The following is a 277-nucleotide window of genomic DNA, read 5'->3' as shown; positions in this document are numbered from 1 at the left end:
CATGGAAACCTCCATGCTCAAAACCCTTGCCGCCAAGCACCGTTCGTCCGTGTCGAAGATGGCCGCCAAGCACAAGGCCCGAATCGACACACCCAACGGACCCCGAGTCTGCTTCGAGGCCCGTATCGAGCGAAAGAACAGGAAACCACTGGTTGCACGGTTCGGTGGAATTCCCCTTCAACGGCAGCGAACGGCGGAACTCGCCGACCGCGAACCGGTCCGGGTGGACTATCCGCAAAAGGAACTCATCGCAAGACTCCTGGCGGACACCTGCGAA

The 277-nt window shown here is 60.3% G+C and carries 1 pseudogene; it reads left to right on the top strand.

Annotated features, from left to right (window positions below):
• Positions 1 to 277, top strand: a pseudogene (locus IH50_RS43090) (maturase); the annotation flags it as partial.

The sequence above is a fragment of the Streptomyces sp. NRRL S-37 genome, assembly GCF_000721605.1.
GTDB lineage: Bacteria > Actinomycetota > Actinomycetes > Streptomycetales > Streptomycetaceae > Streptomyces.
The sequence above is the reverse complement of the archived record's forward strand: the minus strand, read 5'-3'. Positions and strand labels throughout refer to the sequence as shown.